Genomic DNA, 17335 nt, shown 5'->3' on the forward strand with positions numbered 1-17335 from the left:
TGTATCCGCGCGCCCGCGGCCGCATCTATAGTCCTACCCTCCCTGTCCCTGCCCGAGACCGATCATGAGCGACACCCCCTATATCTTCGACGTATCCGGCGCCGCCAACTTCGAACAGCTGGTCATCCAGAACTCCTTCCACAAACCGGTGCTGGTGGACTTCTGGGCCGAATGGTGCGCGCCGTGCAAGGCACTGATGCCGCTGCTGGCGCAGATCGCCGAGGGCTACCAGGGCGAGTTGCTGCTGGCCAAGGTCGACTGCGACGCCGAGCAGGACATCGTCGCCCGCTTCGGCATCCGCAGCCTGCCCACCGTGGTGCTGTTCAAGGACGGCCAGCCGGTCGACGGCTTCGCCGGGGCCCAGCCGGAGTCGGCGATCCGCGCCATGCTCCAGCCCCATGTCGCCGAACCGCCGGCGCCCCAGGCCGACCTGCTGCAGGATGCCCAGGCACTGTTCGCCGACGGCCGCATCGGCGAGGCGGAGAACCTGATCAAGCAACTGCTCGTCGAGGACAATGAAAACGCCGCCGCGCTGATCCTCTATGCCCGCTGCCTGGCCGAGCGCGGCGAACTGGGCGAAGCCGAGACCCTGCTCGATGCGGTCAAGGGCGACGAACACAAGCAGGCCCTGGCCGGCGCCCGCGCCCAGCTGACCTTCCTGCGCCAGGCCGCCGACCTGCCGGAGGTCGCCAGCCTGAAGAGCCGCCTGGCGCAGAACGGCGAAGACGACGAGGCGGCCTACCAGCTGGCCATCCAGCAGCTGGCGCGCCAGCAGTACGAGGCGGCGCTGGATGCCCTGCTCAAGCTGTTCGTGCGCAATCGCGGCTACGCCGACGGCGTGGCGCACAAGAGCCTGCTGCAGGTGTTCGATCTGCTCGGCAACGACCACCCCTTGGTCACCACCTACCGGCGCAAGCTGTACCAGGCCATCTACTGAGCCCGCCGCCCCCGGCTGGATACAGACCGGGGAACTCCGGCCTAGCCGCCTATCCAGTGGTAGACCGGCGCATCGACGCCGCTCTCCACGCTCACCCGGGGGCAATGGCGCAGGCGCACCAGCAGGCGTTTGCCCGCCGCCTCGCCACCGCCCAGGGCGGCCAGCTCGGCCAGCAGTTGCGGCCCCTCGATTTGCCCGGCGTCGCGCACCAGTTGCAGGGCGGTCTGCCACAGGGCATCGCTGGCTGCGGCGGCCGGCGTACGCGTAGCGGCGGGCTCGGCCTCGGCGCCGGATGCAGCCCTGAAGCCACCGGCCAGTCGCGTCCAGTCCTCTGCGTCCAGCTCCAGAGTCAGGTCCACCGGCCAGTCGCCGATCCGTCCGCGTATGCGCACCATAGTTGCCCTCCCATTCGAAGCACTCATGCTCCCACGGCGTCTGCATGCTGGCCAGCCCGACACAAAAGTTGTTATAACGTAACAATTCCAATGCCACGCCGGAGACACTCCATGCGCCGACTACTGCTTGCCCTGCCCTTCGCCCTGCTGCCCATGGCCACCATCCAAGCCAACGAGCACGGCCACCACCACGAGCACGACCAGGCGCATGGCAGCCTGGGGGCCCACGAGCACGGCGTCGCCAGCCTCAACCTGGTGCTCGATGGCCAGTTGCTGGAATTGCAACTGGAAAGCCCTGCGATGAACCTGGTGGGTTTCGAGCACGCCGCCAAGAGCGCCGCCGATAAGGCCAAGGTCGCCGCCGCGCGCAGTCAGTTGCAAAACCCGCAGGCCCTGTTCGGCCTGAATGCAGGCGATTGCAGTCTGAGCGAGACGGAACTGGAGAGCCCGCTGTTCGAAGATGACGAACATGAGCATGAAGGACATCACGGCGACGAAACACACGGCGAACACAGCGAAATCCATGCGCATTATCAGCTCGACTGCAAAAAGCCCGACGAACTCAAGCAGCTGAACCTGGCCGAACTGTTCGAACGCTTCCCCACCACCACGAAAATTCAGGTACAACTGATCGGCCCGAGCGGCCAGCAGGGTGCCGAGTTGACCCCCGCGCAGCCGCGCCTGAGCTTCTGACCCCTTGCGGGGCGGAGAACCGCCCCCATTACCGCAACCCTGGCCCACGAACCCGCCGATAGCCGGATCATGACCCGACCTCTGATCGAACTCGCCGACCTCGGCTTCGCCTGGCCCGGCCAGACCGAGCTGCTGGACATCCCCAGTTTCACCCTGCAGCACGGCGAAAGCCTGTTTCTCAAGGGCCCCAGCGGCAGCGGCAAGACCACCCTGCTGGGCCTGCTCGGCGGCGTGCAACTGGCCCAGCGCGGCACCGTCCGCCTGCTCGACCAGGCCCTCGACGCACTGTCGCCCGCGGCCCGCGACCGCTTCCGGGTCGACCACACCGGCTATATCTTCCAGCAATTCAACCTGCTGCCCTTTCTCTCGGTGCGCGAGAACGTCGAACTGCCCTGCCGCTTCTCGCGGCTGCGCGCCCAGCGCGCGGGGCAGCGCCACGGCAGCATCGATGGCGCCACCGCGGCCCTGCTCGAACACCTGGGCCTGGCCCCCGAGCTGCTCGGGCGGCGTGCCGACCAGCTGTCGATCGGCCAGCAGCAGCGGGTCGCCGCGGCCCGCGCACTGATCGGCCAGCCGGAGCTGGTGATCGCCGACGAGCCGACCTCGGCGCTGGATGCCGACAGCCGCGAGGCCTTCCTCCAGCTGCTGTTCGCCGAATGCCGCGCGGCAGGGGCCAGCCTGCTGTTCGTCAGCCACGACCAGAGCCTGGCACCGCTGTTCGACCGCAGCCTGTCGCTGGCCGAACTCAACCGCGCCGCGCGCCCACAGGAGGCCTGAGATGCACCTGCTGCGCATCGCCCTGGCCAGCCTGGCCAACCGCCGGTTCACCGCGCTGCTCACGGTGTTCGCCATCGCCCTGTCCGTCTGCCTGCTGTTGGCTGTCGAGCGCGTGCGCCACGAGGCCCGCGCCAGCTTCGCCAGCACCATCAGCGGCACCGACCTGATAGTCGGCGCCCGCGCCGGCAGCCTGAATCTGCTGCTGTACTCGGTGTTCCGCATCGGCAACGCCACCAACAACATCCGCTGGACCAGCTACGAGCAGCTCGCCGCGCATCGCCAGGTCAAGTGGGCCATCCCCATTTCCCTCGGCGACTCGCACCGCGGCTACCGGGTGCTGGGCACCAGCCAGGGGTATTTCGAGCATTACCGTTACGCCCGCAGCCAGCCCCTGCGCCTGCGCGAGGGCCGCCCCTTCGCCGCCGACCCGTTCGAGGTGGTGCTCGGCGCCGAGGTGGCCGAGGCCCTGCACTACCGCCTCGGCGACGACCTGGTGCTGGCCCATGGCGTGGCCAGCATCAGCCTGCTCAAGCACGACGACAAGCCGTTTCGCGTGGTCGGCGTGCTCGCCCGCACCGGCACGCCGGTGGACCGCACCCTGCACATCTCCCTGGCCGGCATGCAGGCGCTGCATGTCGACTGGCAGGGCGGCATGCCGGCCCGCGGCGCGGCCCGGGTCAGCGCCGAACAGGCCCGCGCCATGGACCTGCAGCCCGAGCAGATCACCGCCGTACTACTGGGCCTGCACAGCAAGATCGCCACCTTCAGCCTGCAACGGGAGATCAACGAGTACCGCGGCGAGCCGCTGCTGGCGATCCTCCCCGGGGTCGCCCTGCAGGAGTTGTGGAGCCTGATGGGCACGGCGGAACAGGCGCTGTTCGTGGTTTCGCTGTTCGTCGTGCTGACCGGCTTGATCGGCATGCTCACGGCGATCCTCACCAGCCTCAACGAGCGCCGCCGGGAGATGGCGATCCTACGCTCGGTCGGCGCCCGCCCCTGGCATATCGCCGGCCTGCTGGTACTCGAGGCCCTGGCGCTGGCCCTGGCCGGCGCCCTGCTCGGCCTGGCCCTGCTGTACCTGGGCATCGCCGCCGCCCAGGGCCCGGTGCAGGCCCACTATGGTCTGTACCTGGCCCTGACGGTGCCGACGCTCTATGAGTGGACGCTGCTCGGCGCTATCCTGGCCGCCGCCCTGCTGATGGGCGGTGTGCCGGCCTGGCGCGCCTACCGCCAGTCGCTGGCCGACGGCCTGTCCATTCGCCTATGAGGTTGTTCCATGCCACGCCCGTTGCTCGCCGCCCTGCTGCTCACCCTGGTCCTGCCGTCCTGGGCCGGCGTGGTACGTGAACTGACCTGGGCCGAACTGGTCCCCGCCGACGCCCCGCCGCAAGCCAGCTCGCCCGCCCCCGTGCACGACCTGTCGCAACTGGCCGACGCCCTGGCGGCCGAGTCGGGCCCGGCGGCGCAACAGCAGGCTCCCGCCGCCCCGGTGGTCGCGGCCCTGGATGGCCAGGCGGTGAAGCTGCCGGGCTATATAGTGCCGCTGGACGTGACCGACGAGGGGCGCGTCACCGAGTTCCTCCTGGTGCCCTACTTCGGTGCCTGCATCCATGTGCCGCCACCGCCGTCCAACCAGATCGTCCACGTCAGCAGTGAACTCGGCGTACGCCTCGATGCCCTGTATCAGCCTTTCTGGATCGAGGGGCCGTTGCGGGTCGAGGCGAGCAGCAGCGAACTGGCCGAGGCCGGCTACCGGATGGCCGCCGACAAGATCTACCCCTACGAGCTGCCCGACAGCTGAAATGCCAAAGCCAGGCCCGAGGGCCTGGCTTCTGCGTGTCTCGCCGGTCCGTCAGTGGCGGCTGGCCAGACGATTGTCCTGCTCGAAGCGCAACTCGCTCTCGGCCCATTGGCGCCAGGAGCGGACCTTGCTGCGCGGGGCGCCGGCGCCCTCGGCCCGGTTCAACGCCGCCAGCCCGGCCTTCCAGTGGTGCTGCTCCAGCTCCAACTGGGCGACCTGCAGCCACAGCTCGCCGCTACCGGTGCGTTCGGCCAGCGGTCGCAACACCGCGGCCGCTCGGCTGCGCTCACGGGCCTGCCACCAGAACAGGCCGAGGCGCTCCTGGCGCTGGCGGCTATTGGCGAGCAGGCCGCTGTCGAGCAGCCCGGCCAGCAGCTGGGCGCCCTGCCAGGGCTGCCCGGCGGCGCCGGCCAGGACCACCAGGTTGTCCAGTTCCGCGGCACTGAAGCGCAGGCCCTTGGCATAGGCCGCGCGCAGGGTGGCCAGGGCCCGGTCATAACGGCCGGCCATCTGCTGCAGGGCGGCCAGTTGTCGCCATTGCCGGCTGTCGTCGGGCTGGCGTGCCAGCAGCTGGCGCTGCCAGCGCTCCGCGGCCGGATAGCGCTTGAGCTCGGCATTGACCGCCACCAGGAACTGCAGCCAGCTGTCGGCCGCTCGCGGGTTGGCCTGCACGTAGCGCTCGGCCAGGGGCAGGGCCTTGGCCGGCTGCCCCTGGCCCTGGTAGGCCTGCACCAGCAGCTGCAGCACCTCCTCGGCGGCGCCGGCCTGCTGTGGCGCGAGCAGCTCGACGACCCGGGCATAGCGGCGCTCGACCAGGTTGAGGCGGGCCAGATTGAGCCGCTCGTTGACCTGCGACTCGGCATCCAGGCGGCCGCTGGCCAGGGCCTTGTCCAGCCAGTCGATGGCCTGGGCATTCTGCCCCTGGGCCCAGGCCAGGTAGCCACGGCTGCGCCACAGCAGGGCCTGCTCCAGGCTACCGGGCCGGGCCTTGGCGCCATCCAGGGCGCGCCGGGCCGTGGCGTAGTCGCCCTGCTGTTGGGCCGTCTGGGCCTGGTTCAGGGCGCGGAACACCCCGGGTTCGATGCTCTGGGTGGCGGCCTGCACGGCGCCGGCCGCGCAGAGCAGCAACGACAGCAATAGACGGGACATCTCAGCGCCCTCCTTCCAGGCGGAAATACAGGGTCTTGACCGCCTCGCGGGCCACTGCCAGGCCGTTCTCGGTACGCGGGGCGAAGCGCCAGCGCACCGCGGCGCGGCGCGCCTCGCGCTCGAAGACGTTCTGCGGGCTGGCCTCGAGCACCCGCAGGTTCTCCACCGCGCCGGCGCGGTTGATGGTGAAGGCCAGCTTGACATGGCCCTGGATGCCGCGCTGCAGGGCGTAACGCGGATACTCGGGGCTGACGTCGTTGAGCGGCATCACCTCGCTTTCCGGGCCGCCGGGGCGGCCGGCGGACTCGCTCGGCGCCTCCGCGCCGGGCGCCGTGGCACCGGCCACCAGGCCGCTGAGGCTCGGCGCCGGGGCGCTGGCCAGGCTGACCGCGCTGCTCAGGTTCGGCAGCGGCAGGTCCAGGGTCGGCAGGCTGGGGCTCGGCGCCATGGCCGTGGGGGCACTGGGCATCGGCGGCTGCGGCGGCTGCGCCTGGGGTGGCTGCGGCGCCTGCTGGCGACTGCGCGGCGCGCTGCTGCTGGACTCGCCGTCCAGACGCACGAAGTTGGCCACCACCAGCGGCTCGTCGGACGGCTGGCTTTGCGGCGGCGCCACCATGTAGAGCATCAGCGCGAACAACGCCAGGGCCATCAGGCAAGCCCCCAGGAACGACAGCGCCAGACGCATCAGAGCGCTCCCGAACTGGCGGCCAGGGCCACGTCCTGCACCCCGGCCAGGCGCGCCTGGTCCATCACCTGTACCACCAGGCCGGTGCGCGCGTCCTGGTCGGCCTGCACCACCACCGCGCCGTCCGGCTGATCGACGCGCAGGCGCTCAACATGGGCGCGTACGCTGCGCACGTCGACCACCTGCTTGTCCAGCCAGACCTGGCCGTCGGCGGTGATGGCGATGAGGATATTGCCCTTGTCCTGGGGGCTGGCGGTCTGCGCCTGGGGACGCTGCACCTCGACCCCCGACTCCTTGATGAAGGAGCTGGTGACGATGAAGAAGATCAGCATGATGAAGACCACATCGAGCATCGGCGTCAGGTCGATGCCGGTGTCCTCGTCTTGCTGGTGATGGCGACGCATTCTCATGGTTGCAGCTCTCAGTCGTGACGCAGCTGGTCGGCCAGCCGCTCGAGGGCCCGGCGGGCGTCGCGTTCCAGACGCGCCAGGCTGAACAATCCGCTGATGGCCAGGACCATCCCGGCCAGGGTCGGCAGGGTCGCCTGCCACACGCCCGCGGCCATGGCACGGGGGTTGCCGGTGCCGTTGATGGCCAGCACGTCGAACACCGCGACCATGCCGCTGACGGTGCCGAGCAGGCCGAGCAGCGGGTACAGCGCCACCAGGGTCTTGCCCAGGCGCAGGGGCCCGGCCAGTTGCTGCCGGGCCTGGGCCAGCCAGGCGCTGCGCACCGCCCGCTGCCAGCTGCCGGCCTCCTCGGCCAGCAGCTGCTGCCAGGCCCGGCGGCGCTCACGCACCCAGCGCGGGAAGACCCGGCGCATGAACCAGAAGCGCTCGAACACCAGGGTCCAGAACAGCACGCAGAGCCCGGCCAGGCCCCACATCACCACGCCGCCGGCGGCCATCAGGTCGAACAGCGCATGGCCGCCGTCGAGCAGCCGCAGCCACAGGCCGAAGCCGTCAGTCACGGCGCGGCGCCCCGGACAGGTGCAGGGCGATCAGCCCGGCGCTCTGCTGCTCGAGCAACTGGATCAGGCCCTTGCTGCGGCTGGCCAGCAGGCTGTGCAGGAACAGCAGCGGGATCGCCACCACCAGGCCCAGCACCGTGGTCACCAGGGCCTGGGAGATGCCGTCGGCCATCAGCCGCGAGTCGCCGCCACCGCTCTGGGTGATGGCCTGGAAGGTGACGATCATGCCGGTCACGGTGCCCAGCAGGCCGAGCAGCGGCGCCACCGCGGCCAGCAGCTTGAGCAGCCCCTGGCCCTTCTCCAGCGGCGGGGTCTCCTGCAGGATCGCCTCGTCCAGCTTCAGCTCCAGAGTCTCCAGGTCGGCCAGCTGCGGCTTGGGCCCCAGCACGCCGATCACCCGGCCCAGGGGGTTGTCGGCGCGCGGCGTGCCCAGCTCGCGAATCTGCGCGCCGACCCCGCGGCCGACGCCGGCCAGGTACACCAGGCGCCAGAACGCCAGGACCAGGCCCAACGCCCCCAATGCCAGGATCAGGCCACCGACCAGCCCCCCCTGCTGCACCCGATCCCACAGGCTCGGCTGGCGCTGCAACTGCGCCAGCAGGTTGCCGCGGCTGGGGTCGATCGGCAGAGGGGCCAGGGCGTTTGCGCTCTCCAGGTAATCGTTCACCAGGCCCAGGCCGGAGGGCTGGCGCAACGGCGCCAGCAGCTCGCCGGCATCGGCGTCGTAGCGCAGGAAGGCGTCCTCGCCGAAGGCGGCGAAGCTGCCGACCCGCAGCACCGGCTGCACCCGGCGCACGCCGTCGGCGGCCACCACCGGCAGCTCCAGGCGCTCGATGCGGCCGCTGGCGGCCAGGTCTTCGAGCAGTAGCATCCAGTAGCCGTCGAGGTCTTCGGCCGACGGCAGGCTGCGGCTCTCGGCCAGGTCCTCGAGGCGCTGCAGGCGCTCGGGGTACTGGGCGTTGAGCAGGCTGTCCTGCCACTGCCCGGCGACATCGCCGGCGCTCTGCCGGACCACGCCGAACAGCTCGCCGAGGTGGCCGGCGCGCTGGGCCAGCAGCTTTTCCTGCGCGGCCAGTTCGGCCTCCAGGCGATCGAACTCGGCCTTCAGCCGCGCGGCTTCGGCTTCCTGCACCTGCAAGGCGGCCTTGGCCGTGGCCAGCAAGCGGGCCCGCTCGCCCCGCTCGGCGACGAAGGCCTGCTCGCGCGTGGCCATGGCCGAAGCCTCGGCGGCCCGCTCGCTGCGGATGCGCTGCAGCAGTTGATCGGGATTGAGCGGCTCGGCGGCGCCGGCCAGAGCCGGCAACAGGCCGAGAAGCGCGGCGGCGAGAAAACGGCGGTTCATCGGACAGCCTCCTGGTTCAGCGGGCGCACCGGCAGTTCGAGCAGTGCCGGAGCCTGCTCCTGGCGGGCGATGGCGATGGCCTGGTGCAGCGGGCGCCGGGCAGCGCCGTCGAGCAGCTGCCAACTGCCGCTCTGCGGGTTCCACCAGCCGCTCTCGTGACCGTCGAGGGTCTGGTAGTAGAGCATGGTGCGGCCGAGCCGGAGGAACTCGACGCTGCGGGTACCGGCTTCGCTCGCCAATTCGCCGCGCCAGGCCTCCAGGGTGCGGCCATAGTCGCTCTCGACCTGGTAGGCCTCGAGGATGCGCCGGTACTTCTCCGCCAGGCTGACGTCGGCACGTGGCAGCAGCTCCTGCAACTGGGCCAGGCGGTCGCTGCGCTCCTCGGGCAGGAACGGCAGGTCGGCGGCGACGAACTGGCCGAGCACCTCGACCATCCGGCGCATCTGCGGCGTGACCGCCTCCTGGGTACGCTCGATGCCATCCAGCTGCTGCTGATAGCCCGCCAACTCCTTGCGCTGGGCCGCCACCAACTCGCGCAGCTGGGCGTTGTAACCCTTCAGCGCCTCGGCTTGCTGCAGGGCATTGCGGTATTCGCCAAGCATCGCCCGGCTGGCGTCATCCAATTGCTCGATGCGCGCCTGCGAGGCCTTGGCCTCGGCGGCCAGGCGCTGGCTTTCGTCCAGCGCGGCGTCCAACGGCGCCGCCAACAGCGGCGTGCTGCCAAGCAGCAGGGCGATGCCCAGGCTGCGGAAGGGGAACGGGTTCATGGGGGTCCTTAAGCGGCGGGCCATCTCAAAACGAAACATTATAACCTTTCTTAACTCAAATCTAGCGCACAGCCGGACGGAGTTCTATAGACGACTGCTGGCAGGCACATCGCCCAGAGGGCATAAGCGATCTCTTGGGAGGTCGACATAGTAAAGATAACCATTATCACCTGCAGCCAGACGCGAAAGCAACGGACAAAAGGCCGCAGAAGGCCGGGGGGGCTTTTATTGAGCTGGATCAAGTGTCGATTTTCTTAGCCCCCTAACATCATTCGCAACCAACAGCCCTCGATGACTCGACCGGAGCCACCATGCGCAAGTCCCTGCTCACCCTCTCCCTCCTGGCCATGGCAGTGGCCGCCCCCCTCGCCCAGGCCTACCAGGCCGGCGATATCCTGGTCCGTGCCGGCGCCATCACCGTCGATCCGCAAGAGAACAGCAGCGATATCTGGGTGGGAGCACTGAACAGCAACGTAGCCGGCACCAAGGCCTCGCTCAACAGCGACACCCAGCTGGGCCTGAACTTCGCCTATATGCTGAACGATCACCTCGGCATCGAACTGCTGGCGGCGACGCCCTTCACCCATGATGTCGGCGTGAAAGGCATGCCGGGCGCCTTCGCCGGCCTGAACGGCAAGCTGGGCGAGCTCAAGCAGCTGCCGCCGACCCTGAGCCTGGTGTATTACCCGCTGGACGGCGGTTCGCGCTTCCAGCCCTATGTAGGCGCGGGCATCAATTACACCTGGTTCTTCGACGACAAGCTGAGCAGCGAAGCCGAGACCAAGGGCTTCCGTGGCCTGGACATGGAGGACTCCTGGGGCCTGGCCGCTCAACTGGGCATGGACTACATGCTCGGCGAAAACCTGCTGATCAACGGCCAGGTGCGCTATATCGACATCGACACCACGGGCACCACCTCCTTTGCCGGGCAGAAGGTCAAGGTCGATGTGGAAGTCGATCCCTGGGTCTATATGGTCGGCCTGGGCTACCGATTCTGAGTCCCTGCCCCACGAAAAAGCCGGCATTGCGCCGGCTTTTTTATTCAGTGCACGCCTCAGGCGAGGCCCAACAGGCGCTGCAGCCCCAGGCGCAGCGGGGTGGGCGGCGGCAGCCGGTAACCGTCCTGCAAGCGCCGGTTGTCCGCCCGCGAATGACGGATATCGCCGGGACGCGGGGCCTGGTGGCTGACCGCCGGCAGGCCGCCGAACAGCCCGCCGATCTCGGCCAGTAGCTGGTTGAGACTGGTGGCCTGGTTCCAGCCGACGTTCACCGCCCCCGGCACGGCCGCAGGCGCAGACAGCGCCTGCAGCAGCACCGCGATCAGGTCGGCGATGTAGAAGAAGTCGCGGGTCTGCTCGCCATCGCCGAACACCGTGATCGGCTGCCCCTGCTGGGCGCGCTGGGTGAAGATGCTGATCACCCCGGAATAGGGCGAGGACGGATCCTGGCGCGGCCCGAAGATGTTGAAGAAGCGGAAGATCGCCGGCTCCAGGCCATGCTGGCGCCGATAGAAGTCCAGGTAATGCTCGCTGGCCAGCTTGTCCGCCGCGTAGGGCGTCAGCGGCGCCTTCGGCGTGTCCTCGTCGATGGCCTGGCCTTCGCCGTTATTGCCATAGACCGCTGCACTGGAGGCGAACAGCACGCGCCTGACGCCGTGCACGCGCATGGCCTCGCAGACGTTGAGGGTGCCGACGAAGTTGCTCCTGTGGGTACTCACCGGGTCATCCACCGAAGCCTGAACCGAGGCCACCGCCGCCAGGTGCGCCACCGCGCGACAACCGGCCACGGCCTCGTTCACCTGCGCGGCGTCGGCCACGTCGCCTTCGATCAGCTGCAGACGCGGGTTGTCCAGCGGTAGATTGCTGCGCTTGCCCATCGACAGGTCGTCCAGCACCCGTACGGCCCGGCCTTGGGCGAGCAGGGCGTCGACCAGGTGCGAGCCGATGAAACCGGCACCGCCGGTAATCAGGATGGGCGCGTCAGACATGGCGGTAGTAGCGGTCCAGCAGGCTCGGCAGCCCGGCGCGCCAGGCGCGCGGCTTGATGCCGAAGGTATGGAGGATCTTCTTGCAGGCCAGCACCGCATGCTGCGGCTCTTCGGCCGCATCGGGACGCGCGGCATGGGCCTGGGGGCTGATTTCCTCCACCAGGTCGTGGCGGTAGTTGCGCGCCTCGCTCAACACTGCCTGCCCCAAGGCCAGGGAGGTGGTCGCCTCATGGCCGCCGTAGTGGTAGGTACCCCACAGCGGCGACTGGCAATCGAGCTGTTTGAGCACGGCGAGGATCACCCGGGCGGCATCGTCCACCGGCGTCGGGTTGCCGCGCCTGTCGTCGGCGAGGCTCAGCTCGCCGCCCGCCTCGGCCCGAGCCAGGAAGCGCGCCAGCAGGCCCTGGGGACTGTCGTCCAGCAACCAGCCGAAGCGCAGCAGCACATGCTTGGGGCAGACCGCGCGCACGCTCTGCTCCAGACGCATCAAGGCCTGGCCACGGCCGCCCAGGGGCTGAGGGTCTTCCTTCTCGGTGTAGGCGGTCACCCGCGAGCCGTCGAATACCCGATAGCTGGAAGGCTGCAACAGGCGGATGTCGTGATGCCGGCAGAGCTCGGCCAGGCGCTCGACCGCCCGCTCCTGGGCGACCAGGCGCGCGGCGTCCACGGCCTCGGCCTGGAACCAGTCGAAGTAGTAGGCCAGGTTGACCAGGGCGTCGGGGCGGGTGTCGTCGAGCAGCTGGGTCAGGCTGGCGGCATCCCAGCCGCCCTCCGGCGGGCGCGGGGCGAGAAAGCCGATGTCTTCCTCGGCGCCGAGGCGGATCAGAGCCTGCCCCAGCGCGTTACCGCCCCCCAGCAGCATCAGGCGCATTCGCATGATTTAGGCTGAACTCAGGCGATCAGAAGGGGATGTCGTCGTCGAAGCTGTCGAAGTCCGCCGCCGGCTGGGCCGGCTGCTGCGGGGCCGGGCGCGAAGCCGGCTGCTGCGGGGCGCGCTGCGGTGCCGGACGCTGCTGCCGCGGTGCGCTGTCGCCGCTGTCGCCGCTCGGGCGGCCGCCGAGCAGTTGCATGGTGCCCTGCATGTCGACGATGACCTCGGTGGTGTAGCGCTTGACGCCGTCCTTCTCCCACTCGCGGGTCTGCAGCTTGCCCTCGATGTACACCTGGGAGCCCTTGCGCAGGTACTCGCCGGCGATCTCGGCGACCTTGCCGAACAGCGCCACGCGGTGCCACTCGGTCTTCTCGACCTTCTGTCCGGTCTGCTTGTCGGTCCACTGCTCGCTGGTGGCCAGACTCAGGTTGGTCACCGCGTTGCCGCTGGGCAGGTAACGGGTTTCCGGGTCCTGTCCGCAGGTGCCGACCAGAATGACTTTGTTAACCCCACGGGCCATAACGTTCTCCTAGGCTTTCAGCACGTCGCCGGCGCCGCTTCGATCAGGCGTTCCAGGGACGTGCGATCCAATTGTTGGGTATCCAGTTTGATGTAGAGGGCGGCCTCGTCACGCACCACCACGGCATCCGCCACTCCGGGCACGGCCAGTAATCGCTCGGCCAGCCCCGCTTCTTGCAAGGCCGCGGCTGAAAGCGGCAGGCGCAGGCTGGTGACATAAGGCGGTTCGCGCATAGTAACAGCAAAGACCAGCCAAAGCAGGGCCAGCAGGGCGCAGCCGAGGAACACACCCGACAGGCTGTAGTGCTGATACAGCCAGCCACCGAGGATGCCGCCCAGGGCCGCGCCGAGGAACTGGCTGGTGGAGTACACCCCCATCGCCGTGCCCTTGCCGCCGGCCGGGGCGACCTTGCTGATCAGCGAGGGCAGCGAGGCCTCCAGCAGGTTGAAGGCAGTGAAGAACACCACGGTGCCCAGCACCAGCGCGCGCAGGCTGTCGCCGAACGCCCAGAAGTACAGCTCGCAGGCCAGCAGCACGGCCACCGCACCGAGCAGCACCCGCTTCATCCGGCGCTTCTTCTCGCCGTAGATGATGAAGGGCACCATGCCGAAGAAGCCGATCAGCAGCGCGGTCAGGTACACCCACCAGTGCTCTTCCTTGGCCAGCCCACCCTGCTCCACCAGGGCCAGCGGCAGGGCGACGAAGCTGGCCATGAGGATGGCATGCAGGGCCAGGATGCCGAAGTCCAGACGCAGCAGGTCGGCGTGCTTGAGCGTCGGCCACAGCGCCTGCTTGGCCACCCCCGACTCGCGGTGCTGCAGCGGCCCGGCCGTGCGCGGCACCAGGCCGGCGACTATCAGGATGCCCAGCAGGGCCATGGCCGCGGTGGCCCAGAACAGCCCGGACAGGCCGAAGGCGCGGGTCAGCAGCGGCCCGACCACCATGGCGACGGCGAAGGACAGGCCGATACTCATGCCGATCATGGCCATGGCCTTGGTCCGGTGCTGCTCGCGGGTCAGGTCCGAGAGCAGTGCCATCACCGCCGCGGAGATGGCGCCGGCGCCCTGCAGCACGCGCCCGGCGATCACCCCCCAGATGGAGTCGGCATTGGCCGCCAGCACGCTGCCGGCGGCGAAGATCAGCAGCCCGGCATAGATCACCGGACGCCGGCCGATGCGGTCGCTGAGCATGCCGAAGGGAATCTGCAGCAGCGCCTGGGTCAGGCCGTAGGCGCCGATGGCCAGGCCGATCAGCGCCGGCGTGCTGTCGGCGAGCTCCATGCCGTAGGTCGCCAGCACCGGCAACACCATGAACATGCCGAGCATGCGGAAGGCGAACACCAGCGCCAGACCACCGGCCGCGCGGGTTTCACTGCCACTCATGCGCTCGCTGTGCGAATCGTGCATTTACCAAAGCCCTACCGAAACAAGGCGGCGATTCTAGCAGCCATCCCGTCCGCGGCACAGGCGCGCACTTTGCCGCAGGGCGACGCCAGGCCCTATACTCGCGGGTTTCCGCCCGCCATGCGAGGCCGCTGTTTGTGGACAAGATTCTGATCCGTGGGGCACGTACCCATAACCTGAAGAACATCGACCTGACCCTGCCGCGCGACAAGCTGATCGTGATCACCGGCCTGTCCGGCTCCGGCAAGTCCTCCCTGGCCTTCGACACCCTCTACGCCGAGGGCCAACGCCGCTACGTCGAATCCCTGTCGGCCTACGCCCGGCAGTTCCTGTCGATGATGGAGAAGCCCGACGTCGACACCATCGAGGGCCTGTCCCCGGCCATTTCCATCGAGCAGAAATCCACCTCGCACAACCCGCGCTCCACCGTCGGCACCATCACCGAGATCTACGACTACCTGCGCCTGCTCTATGCCCGCGTCGGCATCCCGCGCTGCCCGGACCATGACGTGCCGCTGGAGGCGCAGACCGTCAGCCAGATGGTCGACCAGGTCCTGGCCCTGCCGGAGGGCCGCAAGCTGATGCTGCTGGCCCCGGTCATTCGCGAGCGCAAGGGCGAGCACCTGTCGGTGTTCGAAGAACTGCGCGCCCAGGGCTTCGTCCGCGCCCGGGTCGACGGCAAGCTCTTTGAGCTGGACGAGCTGCCCAAGCTGGACAAACAGAAGAAGCACTCCATCGACGTGGTGGTGGATCGCTTCAAGGTCCGCGAGGACCTGCAGCAGCGCCTGGCCGAGTCCTTCGAGACCGCCCTCGGCCTGGCCGACGGCATCGCCCTGGTGGCGCCCATGGACGGGGAAGAAGGCGAGGAGATCATCTTCTCCGCGCGCTTCGCCTGCCCGCACTGCGGCCACTCGATCAGCGAGCTGGAGCCCAAGCTGTTCTCCTTCAACAACCCGGCCGGCGCCTGCCCCACCTGCGACGGCCTGGGGGTCAAGCAGTTCTTCGACGCCAAGCGCCTGATCAACGGCGAGCTGACCCTGGCCGAAGGCGCGATCCGCGGCTGGGACCGGCGCAACGTCTACTACTTCCAGATGCTCGGCTCCCTGGCCGCGCATTTCGGCTTCAGCCTGGAGATTCCCTTCGACGAGCTGGCCGCCGAGCAGCAGAAGGTCATCCTGTTCGGCAGCGGCGCGCAGAACGTCGACTTCAAGTACCTCAACGACCGCGGCGATATCGTCAAGCGCTCCCACCCCTTCGAGGGCATAGTGCCGAACCTGGAGCGACGCTACCGCGAGACCGAGTCGGCCAGCGTACGCGAGGAACTGGCCAAGTTCCTCAGCACCCAGCCCTGCCCGGACTGCCGCGGCACCCGCCTGCGCCGCGAGGCCCGCCACGTATGGATCGGCGAGCGCACCCTGCCGGCGGTCACCGGCCTGCCGGTGGGCGAGGCCTGCGACTACTTCGGCGACCTGCACCTCTCCGGCCGCCGCGGCGAGATCGCCGAGAAGATCCTCAAGGAAATCCGCGAGCGCCTGCAGTTCCTGGTCAACGTCGGCCTCGACTACCTGACCCTGGACCGCAGCGCCGACACCCTGTCCGGCGGCGAGGCCCAGCGCATCCGCCTGGCCAGCCAGATCGGCGCCGGCCTGGTGGGAGTGATGTACATCCTCGACGAACCGTCCATCGGCCTGCACCAGCGCGACAACGAGCGTCTGCTCGGCACCCTCACCCACCTGCGCAACCTGGGCAACACGGTCATAGTGGTGGAGCACGACGAAGACGCCATCCGCCTGGCCGACTACGTGGTCGACATCGGCCCGGGCGCCGGCGTGCACGGCGGCCAGATAGTCGCCGAGGGCACCCCGGACCAGGTCATGAGCCACCCGGACTCGCTGACCGGCAAGTACCTCTCCGGCCGCGTGCGCATCCGCTACCCGCAGGCGCGCACCCCGGTCGACCGCAAGAAGCTGCTCACGCTCAAGGGCGCCCGCGGCAACAACCTGCGCAACGTCGACCTGGAGATTCCGGTCGGCCTGCTCACCTGCGTCACCGGGGTGTCCGGCTCGGGCAAGTCGACCCTGATCAACAACACCCTGTTCCCGCTCGCCGCCACCGCCCTGAACGGCGCCACCACCCTGGAAGCCGCGGCCCACGACGGCTTCGACGGCCTGCAGCACCTGGACAAGGTGGTCGACATCGACCAGAGCCCGATCGGCCGCACGCCGCGCTCCAACCCGGCCACCTACACCGGCCTGTTCACCCCGATCCGCGAGCTGTTCGCCGGGGTGCCGGAGTCGCGCTCGCGCGGCTACGGCCCGGGGCGCTTCTCCTTCAACGTCAAGGGCGGGCGCTGCGAGGCCTGTCAGGGCGACGGCGTGATCAAGGTGGAGATGCACTTCCTGCCCGACATCTACGTGCCCTGCGACGTGTGCAAGGGCAAGCGCTACAACCGCGAGACCCTGGAGGTGAAGTACAAGGGCAAGAGCATCACCGAGGTGCTCGACATGACCATCGAGGAGGCCCGCGCCTTCTTCGACGCGGTGCCGGCCATCGCCCGCAAGCTGCAGACCCTGATGGATGTCGGCCTGTCCTACATCAAGCTGGGACAGAGCGCGACCACCCTGTCCGGCGGCGAGGCGCAGCGGGTCAAGCTCAGTCGCGAGCTGTCCAAGCGCGACACCGGCAAGACCCTGTACATCCTCGACGAACCGACCACCGGCCTGCACTTCGCCGACATCCAGCAGTTGCTCGACGTGCTCCATCGCCTGCGCGACCATGGCAACACCGTGGTGGTGATCGAGCACAACCTGGACGTGATCAAGACCGCCGACTGGCTGGTCGACCTCGGCCCCGAGGGGGGCTCCAAGGGCGGCATGATCATCGCCACCGGCACCCCGGAAGAGGTGGCCGAGATGCCCCAGTCGCACACCGGCCATTTCCTCCGTCCGCTGCTGCAGCGCGAGCGCACGCCAGCGACCGCCGCAGAGACCTGACCCGGTCGCCACCGAGAACGCAAAAGCCCCGGAAGACCGGGGCTT

18 protein-coding genes are annotated in these 17335 nt (G+C 69.0%); 7 read left to right on the top strand and 11 right to left on the bottom strand.

The genetic code is table 11. The features are described 5' to 3' along the window. The first annotated feature begins 64 nt into the window (after positions 1-64). Positions 65-937, top strand: coding sequence for a thioredoxin (trxA, locus tag SBP02_RS17720; RefSeq protein ID WP_318643678.1), 873 nt, complete (start codon positions 65-67; stop codon positions 935-937). A 41-nt stretch (positions 938-978) separates the two neighbouring features. On the opposite strand, the gene SBP02_RS17725 is transcribed toward trxA, so the two are convergent. Further along, the gene (locus SBP02_RS17725) at positions 979-1332 is read right to left on the bottom strand and encodes a hypothetical protein (protein ID WP_318643679.1); all 354 of its coding nucleotides are present in this window, start codon (positions 1330-1332) and stop codon (positions 979-981) included. 111 nt (positions 1333-1443) lie between these two features. On the opposite strand from SBP02_RS17725, the gene SBP02_RS17730 reads away from it, so the two are divergent. The 4 genes from SBP02_RS17730 (at position 1444) to SBP02_RS17745 (ending at position 4603) form a co-directional block, all read left to right on the top strand. Further along, positions 1444-2025: a DUF2796 domain-containing protein gene (locus SBP02_RS17730; protein ID WP_318643680.1), complete on the top strand. Its 582-nt coding sequence runs from the start codon at positions 1444-1446 to the stop codon at positions 2023-2025. A 69-nt stretch (positions 2026-2094) separates the two neighbouring features. Then, positions 2095-2802 (top strand): ATP-binding cassette domain-containing protein, encoded by a 708-nt coding sequence (locus SBP02_RS17735; RefSeq protein WP_318643681.1) that lies wholly within the window; start codon positions 2095-2097, stop codon positions 2800-2802. Between the two features lies 1 nt (position 2803). Continuing rightward, the gene (locus tag SBP02_RS17740) at positions 2804-4069 is read left to right on the top strand and encodes an ABC transporter permease (protein ID WP_318643682.1); all 1266 of its coding nucleotides are present in this window, start codon (positions 2804-2806) and stop codon (positions 4067-4069) included. 9 nt (positions 4070-4078) lie between these two features. Continuing rightward, positions 4079-4603: a DUF3299 domain-containing protein gene (locus SBP02_RS17745; protein ID WP_318643683.1), complete on the top strand. Its 525-nt coding sequence runs from the start codon at positions 4079-4081 to the stop codon at positions 4601-4603. A 51-nt stretch (positions 4604-4654) separates the two neighbouring features. Here SBP02_RS17745 and SBP02_RS17750 read toward each other — a convergent pair whose 3' ends face one another. Genes SBP02_RS17750 through SBP02_RS17775 form a run of 6 tightly spaced genes read right to left on the bottom strand, consistent with a single transcriptional unit; the run spans position 4655 to position 9516 of the window. Then, complete coding sequence (locus SBP02_RS17750; RefSeq protein WP_318643684.1) at positions 4655-5752, bottom strand: tetratricopeptide repeat protein; 1098 nt, start codon at positions 5750-5752, stop codon at positions 4655-4657. Between the two features lies 1 nt (position 5753). Then, entirely contained in the window at positions 5754-6437 is a 684-nt protein-coding gene (locus SBP02_RS17755; RefSeq protein WP_318643685.1) for an energy transducer TonB, read from the bottom strand. Further along, positions 6437-6847: an ExbD/TolR family protein gene (locus tag SBP02_RS17760; RefSeq protein ID WP_318643686.1), complete on the bottom strand. Its 411-nt coding sequence runs from the start codon at positions 6845-6847 to the stop codon at positions 6437-6439. The genes SBP02_RS17755 and SBP02_RS17760 overlap by 1 nt, the downstream gene beginning before the upstream one ends. Before the next feature lie 11 nt (positions 6848-6858). Further along, positions 6859-7407: a MotA/TolQ/ExbB proton channel family protein gene (locus SBP02_RS17765; RefSeq protein WP_318643688.1), complete on the bottom strand. Its 549-nt coding sequence runs from the start codon at positions 7405-7407 to the stop codon at positions 6859-6861. After that, on the bottom strand, positions 7400-8749 hold the full coding sequence (locus SBP02_RS17770) for a MotA/TolQ/ExbB proton channel family protein (RefSeq protein WP_318643689.1): 1350 nt from the start codon (positions 8747-8749) through the stop codon (positions 7400-7402). The genes SBP02_RS17765 and SBP02_RS17770 overlap by 8 nt, the downstream gene beginning before the upstream one ends. Next, positions 8746-9516: a DUF3450 domain-containing protein gene (locus tag SBP02_RS17775; protein ID WP_318643690.1), complete on the bottom strand. Its 771-nt coding sequence runs from the start codon at positions 9514-9516 to the stop codon at positions 8746-8748. Before SBP02_RS17775 ends, SBP02_RS17770 begins: the two co-directional genes overlap by 4 nt. Positions 9517-9827: 311 nt before the next feature. Here SBP02_RS17775 and SBP02_RS17780 point away from each other — a divergent pair, with 311 nt between their 5' ends. After that, positions 9828-10514 (top strand): OmpW/AlkL family protein, encoded by a 687-nt coding sequence (locus SBP02_RS17780; protein WP_318643691.1) that lies wholly within the window; start codon positions 9828-9830, stop codon positions 10512-10514. Between the two features lie 56 nt (positions 10515-10570). Here the strand turns inward: SBP02_RS17780 and SBP02_RS17785 are convergent, their stop codons facing one another. The 4 genes from SBP02_RS17785 to SBP02_RS17800 are packed head-to-tail and all read right to left on the bottom strand — an operon-like array spanning position 10571 to position 14300. Beyond that, positions 10571-11503: an NAD-dependent epimerase/dehydratase family protein gene (locus SBP02_RS17785; protein WP_318643692.1), complete on the bottom strand. Its 933-nt coding sequence runs from the start codon at positions 11501-11503 to the stop codon at positions 10571-10573. Continuing rightward, on the bottom strand, positions 11496-12380 hold the full coding sequence (locus tag SBP02_RS17790; RefSeq protein ID WP_318643693.1) for a sugar nucleotide-binding protein: 885 nt from the start codon (positions 12378-12380) through the stop codon (positions 11496-11498). The genes SBP02_RS17785 and SBP02_RS17790 overlap by 8 nt, the downstream gene beginning before the upstream one ends. 22 nt (positions 12381-12402) lie before the next feature. After that, positions 12403-12894 (bottom strand): single-stranded DNA-binding protein, encoded by a 492-nt coding sequence (locus SBP02_RS17795; RefSeq protein ID WP_318643694.1) that lies wholly within the window; start codon positions 12892-12894, stop codon positions 12403-12405. Positions 12895-12911: 17 nt separating this feature from the next. Continuing rightward, on the bottom strand, positions 12912-14300 hold the full coding sequence (locus SBP02_RS17800; protein WP_318643695.1) for an MFS transporter: 1389 nt from the start codon (positions 14298-14300) through the stop codon (positions 12912-12914). Between the two features lie 134 nt (positions 14301-14434). Between SBP02_RS17800 and uvrA the strand changes: the two genes are divergently transcribed. Next, positions 14435-17290 (top strand): excinuclease ABC subunit UvrA, encoded by a 2856-nt coding sequence (uvrA, locus tag SBP02_RS17805; protein ID WP_318643696.1) that lies wholly within the window; start codon positions 14435-14437, stop codon positions 17288-17290. Positions 17291-17335 lie beyond the last annotated feature (45 nt).

The organism is Pseudomonas benzenivorans (assembly GCF_033547155.1).
Classification (GTDB): Bacteria; Pseudomonadota; Gammaproteobacteria; order Pseudomonadales; family Pseudomonadaceae; genus Aquipseudomonas; species Aquipseudomonas benzenivorans_B.